This window comes from Brevundimonas sp. (assembly GCF_036402095.1).
GTDB lineage: Bacteria > Pseudomonadota > Alphaproteobacteria > Caulobacterales > Caulobacteraceae > Brevundimonas.
Genome location: NZ_DASWTO010000044.1, coordinates 1 through 8,255, shown reverse-complemented (window position 1 = coordinate 8,255; position 8,255 = coordinate 1). Strand labels below are relative to the sequence as shown.

The following is an 8,255-nucleotide window of genomic DNA, read 5'->3' as shown; positions in this document are numbered from 1 at the left end:
CATCGACCGGATCTACGACACCTATATCGACGAGGAAGAGCTCCAGGCCTGCGACCACACCATCCTGGAGATCGCCAACCGGCTGGAGCCGCGCGGCTATTCCTCGCGCGAGTTCATCTGGGAGATGGGCAAGTGGCTGTCGGAAGGCAACGCGAAGAAGCCCGGCTCGCTGATCCAGACCGCCTATGAAGAAGGCGTGCCGATCTTCTGCCCGGCCTTCGTCGACTCCTCGGCCGGCTTCGGCCTGGTCAAGCACCAGAAGGAGCGGGCCGCCGCCGGCCAGCCCTATATGATGCTGGACGCCATCGCCGACTTCCGCGAACTGACCGACATCAAGATCGCGGCGGGCGTCACCGGCCTGTTCATGGTCGGCGGCGGCGTGCCGAAGAATTTCGCCCAGGACACCGTCGTCTGCGCCGAGATTCTCGGCGTCGAGGCCGAGATGCACCGTTACGCCGTGCAGATCACCGTGGCCGACGTGCGCGACGGGGCCTGCTCGTCGTCGACGCTCAAGGAAGCCGCGTCGTGGGGCAAGGTGCAGACCACCCACGAACAGATGGTCTTCGCCGAAGCCACCACCGTCGTGCCGTTGATCGGTTCCGACGCCTATCACCGCGGGGCGTGGAAGAACCGCGACAAGCGCCGCTGGGCCAAGCTGTTCGGGAAGTAGGACGCTTCCCACAGGCTGACACGACGAGGGCCGGGAGCGCATCCCGGCCCTTTTTCGTGCCCAGACCCCCGGCGGAGGATCATGGCGGAACCGGTCCCGCGGCGGTTCGCTTACCCGCACGAAGGAGTTCGCCATGACCCAGCAGCAACACCCGCAGCAGACCGAAGACGCCCGCGAGGCCGACGACATGGGCGAGAAGCCCGACCTGGGCCGCACACCGGACGCCCTGACCGAGGCGGTTTCCGGCAGCGGCATGGGCTCGGACACCCGGGCCGGCTCGCTGCAGGGCGGCGCGGCGACGGGCTCGGAGATCGATCCGGACCAGGACCGGATCAACGAAAGTCTGACCAGCGAGGGCATGCGGTCCGCGGCCCCCCGCCCGCCCGCCGGGACCGATCCGGATCAGCCGATCAACAATACCGGGGCGGACTTCGGCGGCCCCGCGGCCGACCCTGCGGAAGGCAAGCCGGAGGCGGGCGACGAGGCCGACGCGGCGACCGGCTGAACCCCGTGTCATTTCGCGCCCCCCGCGGGGCGCGAACCCGCCTTGCCGCCGCCGCAGGCTTGCGCCACGGTGAAGCCAACAACACAGTCTTTTTCAGGGACGACCAAGGGATGAAGCGCAGTCTTGCGGCCACCGCCATCATGGGGGCCATGATACTGGCCGGGTGCGGAGAGCCCTCGCCGGTCGAGGAAGACGCGGAGCCGGCGGCCGCCGCCGACACCGCCGCGGCCCCGGCCGCGGAGGCCGCCGCCCGCATCGCGCCGACGCCGCCCTCGGGCGGAGCCGGCGCCGTACCCGCGGCGGACGGCGCGCCGCCGTTCGCCGTGATCTATCCGGGAGGCGTTCCGCAGGAGCCGGCCACTGTGGCGCAGGGCTCGGACGGCCCCGGCGGCATCGTCGCCTTCACCACGCAGGCCAGCCCCGCCGAGGTGATCGCCTTCTACCGCCAGCGGGCGGAAGCGGCCGGCCTGAAGTCGATCAACACGATGAACCGCGGCAATTCGATGGGCTACGGAGCCGGGGGCGCCGACGGCCGCGGACAGAATCTGAGCGTTGTCGCCACCCGGGTCGAGGGCGAGCCGACCAGCGTGCAGCTGAGCTGGACCGCCGGCCGGTGAGACCGGCGGCCGCCCTGGCCGCCTGCACGCTTGTGACCGCCTGCGCCGGCGTCACCGCCCCACCGCCCGCAGGGGCGCCCCCCGGCTACCTCCCCCCTGCCCGCATGGAGGCGTTGGCCGTCCAGGCCGGCGGCTGGCGGGATCGTGGCGACGCGGCGGCCTCCGGCGCGCTGCGCGGGCTGGAGGATACCGACCGCTGGTGGATGGCCACCCTCCACGTCGAGCTTCGCCCGCCGGAAGCGGCCCAGCATTTCGACTGCGTGCTGGGGACACGGCTGGCGGAGCGACCCCGTCCGGCCCTGACCCGGATCATGACCCGGCTGCTGGTCGATTCCGCATCCCTGAGCGCCCGGCTGGCCGCGGCCAGGCCGAGACCCCGGCCGATCGCCGTCGATTCCTCGCGCCGCGCCTGCCAGAGGGTGACCGAAGAGCAGCGATCCGGGGGGTCGTGGCCCGCGGCGGGAGCCGTGGCGGGCGCGGCCTATGGCGAGCTGTTCGCGGCCCTTGCGCCGGATCAGGCCGAAGCCGCCCGCGCCATGGGACGCGAGATCGGGATGAGCCGCGCGGTCTGCGCCATGAACTGGCCGTCGGACGTGGAGGACGGACTTCGGCTGGGACAGGCTGTCTATGAGCAGGCGGCGGCGTCGCCGGACTTCCACGCCGATCTGGAAGCCGCCCGGACGGAGGTCGCGGCGGCGCGCGCGGAGGGACTGGGCAGTCCCGCCTGCGCCGCCGAACGCCGGGCGCTGGGGCTCAGGCCGGACGCGGGCTGACGAGAGAGCCGTAAAGGTCCGTGCGCCGGTCGCGGAAGAAGCCCCAGGCGGCCCGATGGCGGTCGATGTAGTCGAGGTCGAAGGCGTGGACCAGCACGCCCTCTTCATCCCGCCCCAGGCTCTCGACGAGGTCGCCGCGATGGTCGGCGATGAAGGACGAGCCGTAGAAGACCTGACCGACGTCGGTGGCGTATTCCGCCCCGGTGCGATTGGCCCCGACCACCGGCACCACGTTTGACACGGCATGGCCCTGCATGGCGCGCCGCCACGGATCGGCGGTGTCCAGTTCCTTGTCGTGCGGCTCGGAGCCGATGGCGGTCGGGTAGAACAGCACCTCGGCGCCCTGCAGCATCATCGCCCGCGCGGTTTCGGGGTACCACTGGTCCCAGCAGATGCCGACGCCGATGCGGCCGTGGCGCGTGTTCCAGACCTTGAAGCCCGTGTCGCCGGGCCGGAAGTAGTATTTCTCCTGATAGCCGGGCCCATCGGGAATGTGGCTCTTGCGGTAGACGCCCATGGCCGAGCCGTCGGCGTCCAGCATGACCATCGAGTTGAAATAGTGCGGCCCCTCGCGCTCGAAGATCGAGACCGGGATGGCCACGCCCAGTTCGGCGGCGACCGGTTGCAGCGCCGTCACGCAGGGATGCTCGCGCCACGGATGGGCGGTGGCGAACCATTTTTCTTCCTGGCTGACGCAGAAATACGGCCCCTGGAACAGTTCCGAGGGGAGAATGACCTGCGCGCCCTTGCCGGCCGCCTCGCGGATCAGGGCGATGGTCTTGTCGATATTGGCCTGGAGATCCTCGCCGTAGGAGGTCTGGAGAGCGGCGACGGAGATCATTCGCGCGTCTTGGCGGGCCATCAGGCGGGCTCCTGCTGGGAGATGCAGTGGAAGGATCCGCCGCCGGAAAGGATGGCGATGGACGACAGGGGGATGATCTCGCGGTCGGGGAAGACCGTCTTGAGACCCTGGCAAACGAGGTCGGCGGCCCGGTTGTCGCCGTAGGTCGGCACGATCACCGCGCCGTTGGCGATGAGGAAATTCATGTGGCTGGCGGGGACCGGCTTCTCGTCCTCGTCGCCGACGAAGCCCGGGGACGGGAGCGGCAGGATGCGGATCGTACGGCCCTCGGCGTCGGTCATGCCGGACAGCGTCCGCGCCACTTCCGCATAGACGTCGTCGTTCGGGTCCCCGCGGCCCCAGGCCACCGGGCAGGCCACGACGCCCGGGGCGACGAACCGGGCCAGATTGTCGACATGGCCGTCGGTATGGTCGTTGAGCAGGCCGTCGCCCAGCCACAACACCTTGCGGGCGCCGAGGGAGTCGGCGAGCGCGGCCTCGGCCGCCGCCTCGGTCCAGCCGGCGTTGCGATTGGGGTTCAGCAGGCACTGGCGCGTGGTCAGGACCGTGCCCTGCCCGTCATGGTCCAGCGCCCCGCCTTCCAGGATGAAATCGTGACGGTCCAGCGGGATGCCCGCGGCCTCGCCGATCTGACCTGCCACCGTGTCGTCGTGCTCGAGCTCGTACTTGCCGCCCCAGCCGTTGAAGCGGAAGGCGGCGGCGCGGGCCGAGCCCTCGCCGAAGATCGGCCCGGTGTCGCGCAGCCAGATGTCGCCGAACCGGCCGTCGACGACCTCCACATTGTCGACACTGGCGAACCGCGCGCGGGCGTCGTTCAGGGCCTCCGGCTTGCCGACCAGCAGGCGCACCCGTTCGCGGCCGGGTCCGGCGAGCGCGCGCACGAGCGCCTCGACCTCGGTCTGGGCCGGCTCGAGGTTGTCTTCCCACAGTTCGCCATGGCTGGGCCAACCGACCCACATGGCGCGGTGCGGCGACCATTCGGCGGGGACGGGCGTGGTCATGGAGCGGGGGTGTCCTCGAAGGCGGAAGGCAGCCGCGCCAGATAGACACGGCGGGACCCGACTTCAACACGCGGGTGGCGTGGAGGGTCCGAATGCAGAAAGGGCGGCCCGTTTCCGGACCGCCCTTCCCGAGGCTTCAGTCGTATGGAACCGGCTTAGAAGCTGGTGCCGATCGAAATCACCGCAGTGCGCGGGGCGCCCAGCGAGGCCGTCCGGTTGCCCGTGGTCCCGGTGGAGATGTTGCCGAGGTATTCTTCCTCAAAGATGTTCGTCACGTTGAGCTGCACATAGGCGTCGCGGATGCCGAAGGTGTCCGTCAGGTCGTAACGGGCGTCGACGTCGAACACCGTGTAGCTGTCGAAGGACTCGGAGTTCACATCGTTGGTGAAGCGGTCGTCGACGAACTTGCCCTGGAAGCCGATGGACAGGTCCGAGGTCGGCGCCCAGTCGATGCGGCCCGCGTAGGTCCACATCGGGGTTTCGACCAGCTTCTTGCCGGAGGTCGGCAGGAAGACGCCCGGGTTGATCTCCAGATCGTCCTGGACCTCGCTCGTGTTGTACGAGGCCGAGGCGTAGACGGTCAGCTGGTCCGAGACCTCATAGCCGAGCTGGGCGTCGATGCCGCTCTGCTCCACCGCACCGAGGTTGCGCTCGGTGAACTCGCCGAAGAACGGCGACAGCGGATCGTTGTCCCGCGAGGAAACGATGCGGTTCTGATAGTCGGTCCACCACAGCGCGATCGAGGCGACGGTGCGGTCGTTCCGGAAGCGGTAGCCGATGTCGGTGGACTTGGTGGTCTCCGGCTGCACGGTCGAGAAGTTCAGCGAACCGTCAGCGGCGCGGGCCGGCTGATACAGGTTGTCCGTCCGCGGCACCGAAATGCCCTCGGCGTAGCTGGCGTAGACGCTGTGGCCTTCGGCGAAGCGGTAGACGATGCCCGCGTTCGGCAGGACGTCGTCATACTTCACCGTCTGCGAGAACGGCGGAATGTACTCGGTCGTGCCGGTGGTGGCGAAGCGAACGTTGCCGTTCGGCAGGACCAGCGTCGGCGTCTCGTTGGTGCAGCGCACGTTCGACGAGGCGTCCTGCGAGTAGCAGTACTGGTTCAGGTCACGCTCGAAGAAGGGCGCCCGCGCGCCGATGTTGAGGGTGATCCGGTCCTCAAAGAAATCGCCGCGATACTCGAGAGCGATCTGGTTCAGCTGGGCGATCGAGAAGCGGTCGCGCTTCTGGAGGATCGAGCCGTCGATGGCGCGGATGGCGGCGTCCGGATCACCCCAGCGCTCCTGGCCCGAGAACACGTTCACCGGCTCGCTGTCGCGGCCCATGCGCACGGCCTCGCCGGTCTGGCGGTGACGGGCGTAGTCGAGGGTGTAGGCCGCGCGGATGCGGTGATCCTCGTTCAGATCCCAGATCAGGGAGCTGATGATGCCGTAGCGGTGGGTGTTGGTGTTCGACGGGTTGTAGATGCCGACGGTGTCCAGCACGTCGCCGTCGCCGTTCAGGTCGACGCCCGGGCCGGTGGCGTTGGTGCCGGCGTGATCGAGCGTGTTGTCCGTCTCGCGCAGGGTGGCGTAACCGCCGCCGTTGGCGATGGTGTACTGGAACGACGGGTCGAAGGTGAAGCGGATGCTGTCGGTCAGGCCGTAGCTGAACTGGCCGCGCAGGTTACCCGTGTTCGACGGGTTGATGCGGATGCCGTGGTAGTTGGTGCAGCTGCCGGTGGCGACCGTGCCGTTCGACAGAATGCGGGTCGACTGGGTGCCTTCGTTCTGCACCGTGCCGTTGACGGCGACGGGGGTGATGCAGGCGATGTCGTTCTCGAGGTAGTTGCCGCTCTCGAACTGCGCCTTGTTGATGAAGTTGTTGTAGAAGGCGTTGCGGTTGACGTTCCAGTGGGCCGAGAGGCTGGCGAAGTTGCCGTTGCCCAGGTCCTGGTAGAGCTTGCCGTTGTACTGGGTCTTCTCCAGTTCGCCCGGGCCCTTGAACTTGTCGTAGTTGGTGTAGGAGACGGTGAAGTAGCCGGTGGTGTCCCACGGGCCGAACGCACCGGAGTCGGCGCGCATGAAGACGCGCTTGTAGTCGAACTCGCCGGCCGAGAGGTTGAACTGGAAGCCGGGCTCCTCGAGCGGACGGGCCGTCGTGTAGTTGATCGTGCCGCCGGTGGCCGAAGCGGTCGGGCTGTCGACGTCCGTGGTGCCCTGGTTGACCGACGCGCGCGAGATCAGTTCCGGATCCAGCTGCTGGTTGGTGTAGGCGGCGTAGTTGCCCGAGTCGTTCAGCGGCACGCCGTCGAAGGTCAGGGACACGCGGTTGCCGTCGAAGCCGCGCATGCGGATGTTGCCGCCCGAGTTGCCGTAGGGGTCGCCGTTCACGAAGTTCAGGCCGGGGACCAGGTTCAGGGTCTGCAGGATCGTCTGACCCGGCGTCTGGGTGGCGATGAACTCCTGGGTGATGGTCGAGCGGGTCTTGGCGACCGATTCGGCGACGATGGCGCCGTCGATGCTGAACGGACCGCGCTGTCCGGTGACGACGACGGTTTCGACTTCCGTGGCTTCGGTCGCGACCGTGCCCGACGATTGGGCGGAAGCGGCGCCGGCGCCCAGGAGGCCGGTAAAGAGGGCGGTCGTCGCCCAGAACACGCGTTTGCGGTTCGTCATTGTCATCAATCCCCGATGAATAAGAGCGCAAGCGCCCACTGTCCGGCCTCGGCCGGCTGAAATCCCGCTCCCTCTACGGGCCCCATCGGAAACTGGGACGACATTCGTGTGACAGTGATATGACAGTCCGTGCGGGTGGCGCGGGAGACACACCGCTGTGGGCGGATTGCCTGTGGATGGATGAAATCATCCGCTCCCGGACGAACGCCTGGCCGGATTTTCAGCCCCAGACAGCGCGCAGTCGCGCGGCGCGGCCGCAGAATCGGCTGTAGCCGCCGTAGCGCACCGGATTCCGCCGGGCGAAGTCCTGATGGTAGGCCTCGGCGGGCCAGAACCGCACGGCGTCGCGGATCGGGGTGACGAATCGCGTCGGCCCGATCCGCGCGGCCGCGACGCGGCGCGAGGCCTCGGCCGCCGCCTTCTGGGCCGGACTGGCGAAGACGGCGGTCGCATAGGAGGGCCCCTGATCGCAGAACTGCCCGTCCGGGTCGGTGGGGTCGATGGTCAACCAGAACCGGTCGACCAGCTGGCGATAGCTGATCCGGGCCGGATCGAAGGTCACCTGGACGGCTTCGAGATGGCCGGTTCCACCCCGCACCACCTGGTCGTAGGACGGATTGGCCGTGGTCCCGCCGGCAAACCCGGACACAGCCGCCACGACGCCCGGAATCGCCTCGAAATTGGCCTCGACCGACCAGAAGCAGCCGCCGGCGAAGACAGCCGTCTCGCGGCGACCGCTGTCGCCCTGCCGGGACGCCCCGGAGGGGGCGCTCTCCGCCGGCGCGCCGGGAGAGCACGCGGCGAGGCTCAGAAGGACGAGGCTGAGGAGCGGGCGACTGGACATCGGTACCTCCGCGCGGGCGCCGCACATCGAATATCGGCGGCCGCGGCGGGATGGTTCACCCGATGGCCGGCCAAAACAAGACCGCCGGCCCCGTGAGGGACCGGCGGTGCTGCAGTCATTGGCCGTTCGGCCTTCCGGGAGGCTGATCCGGGCGCCTCGTGCAGCGCCCGGATGAACCGTCCTAGAAGTTGATGCCGATGGTGGCGCGGCGGTTGAGGGGCTCGCGAACGCCGTCGGCGGTCGGGCGGGCCAGTTGGGTTTCGCCCTTGCCGTCGAGCGAGATGACGCCGCCGTTGACGCCCTGGGCGACCAGCGCGTCCGCA

Annotated in this window: 8 protein-coding genes and 1 pseudogene; 4 read left to right on the top strand and 5 right to left on the bottom strand. The window is 69.0% G+C overall.

Annotation, left to right across the window (positions count from 1 at the left end):
- The 4 genes from VGD32_RS03520 to VGD32_RS03505 form a co-directional block, all read left to right on the top strand.
- Nucleotides 1-670: deoxyhypusine synthase family protein (locus VGD32_RS03520; RefSeq protein ID WP_331030517.1), on the top strand; the 670-nt coding region annotated here is incomplete at its 5' end.
- A 133-nt stretch (nucleotides 671-803) separates the two neighbouring features.
- Entirely contained in the window at nucleotides 804-1,175 is a 372-nt protein-coding gene (locus VGD32_RS03515) for a ribonuclease (protein WP_331030516.1), read from the top strand.
- A gap of 110 nt (nucleotides 1,176-1,285) precedes the next feature.
- Nucleotides 1,286-1,792: a hypothetical protein gene (locus VGD32_RS03510; protein ID WP_331030515.1), complete on the top strand. Its 507-nt coding sequence runs from the start codon at nucleotides 1,286-1,288 to the stop codon at nucleotides 1,790-1,792.
- Nucleotides 1,789-2,565, top strand: a complete 777-nt coding sequence (locus VGD32_RS03505) for a PA-phosphatase (protein WP_331030514.1) — start codon at nucleotides 1,789-1,791, stop codon at nucleotides 2,563-2,565. The genes VGD32_RS03510 and VGD32_RS03505 overlap by 4 nt, the downstream gene beginning before the upstream one ends.
- Here VGD32_RS03505 and aguB read toward each other — a convergent pair.
- From aguB to VGD32_RS03480, 5 genes and pseudogenes are all read right to left on the bottom strand, one after another.
- A complete protein-coding gene (gene aguB, locus VGD32_RS03500) occupies nucleotides 2,546-3,427 on the bottom strand; it encodes an N-carbamoylputrescine amidase (RefSeq protein WP_331030513.1) in 882 nt (293 codons plus the stop codon). The two genes, VGD32_RS03505 and aguB, sit on opposite strands and share 20 nt — an antisense overlap.
- Nucleotides 3,427-4,428 (bottom strand): agmatine deiminase family protein, encoded by a 1,002-nt coding sequence (locus VGD32_RS03495; RefSeq protein WP_331030512.1) that lies wholly within the window; start codon nucleotides 4,426-4,428, stop codon nucleotides 3,427-3,429. Before VGD32_RS03495 ends, aguB begins: the two co-directional genes overlap by 1 nt.
- 155 nt (nucleotides 4,429-4,583) lie before the next feature.
- The gene (locus tag VGD32_RS03490) at nucleotides 4,584-7,088 is read right to left on the bottom strand and encodes a TonB-dependent receptor (protein ID WP_331030511.1); all 2,505 of its coding nucleotides are present in this window, start codon (nucleotides 7,086-7,088) and stop codon (nucleotides 4,584-4,586) included.
- A gap of 220 nt (nucleotides 7,089-7,308) precedes the next feature.
- Entirely contained in the window at nucleotides 7,309-7,932 is a 624-nt protein-coding gene (msrA, locus tag VGD32_RS03485) for a peptide-methionine (S)-S-oxide reductase MsrA (RefSeq protein ID WP_331030510.1), read from the bottom strand.
- Between the two features lie 181 nt (nucleotides 7,933-8,113).
- Nucleotides 8,114-8,255 (bottom strand): annotated as a pseudogene (locus VGD32_RS03480) (cell envelope biogenesis protein OmpA); the annotation flags it as partial.

What these genes read in the sequence shown, in the direction of transcription:
- VGD32_RS03510 (WP_331030515.1), top strand. Translation starts at nt 1,286, where the DNA reads ATGAAGCGCAGTCTTGCGGCCACCGCCATCATGGGGGCCATGATACTG.
- VGD32_RS03515 (WP_331030516.1), top strand. Translation starts at nt 804, where the DNA reads ATGACCCAGCAGCAACACCCGCAGCAGACCGAAGACGCCCGCGAGGCC.
- VGD32_RS03490 (WP_331030511.1), bottom strand. Translation starts at nt 7,088, where the DNA reads ATGACGAACCGCAAACGCGTGTTCTGGGCGACGACCGCCCTCTTTACC.
- VGD32_RS03495 (WP_331030512.1), bottom strand. Translation starts at nt 4,428, where the DNA reads ATGACCACGCCCGTCCCCGCCGAATGGTCGCCGCACCGCGCCATGTGG.
- msrA (WP_331030510.1), bottom strand. Translation starts at nt 7,932, where the DNA reads ATGTCCAGTCGCCCGCTCCTCAGCCTCGTCCTTCTGAGCCTCGCCGCG.
- aguB (WP_331030513.1), bottom strand. Translation starts at nt 3,427, where the DNA reads ATGGCCCGCCAAGACGCGCGAATGATCTCCGTCGCCGCTCTCCAGACC.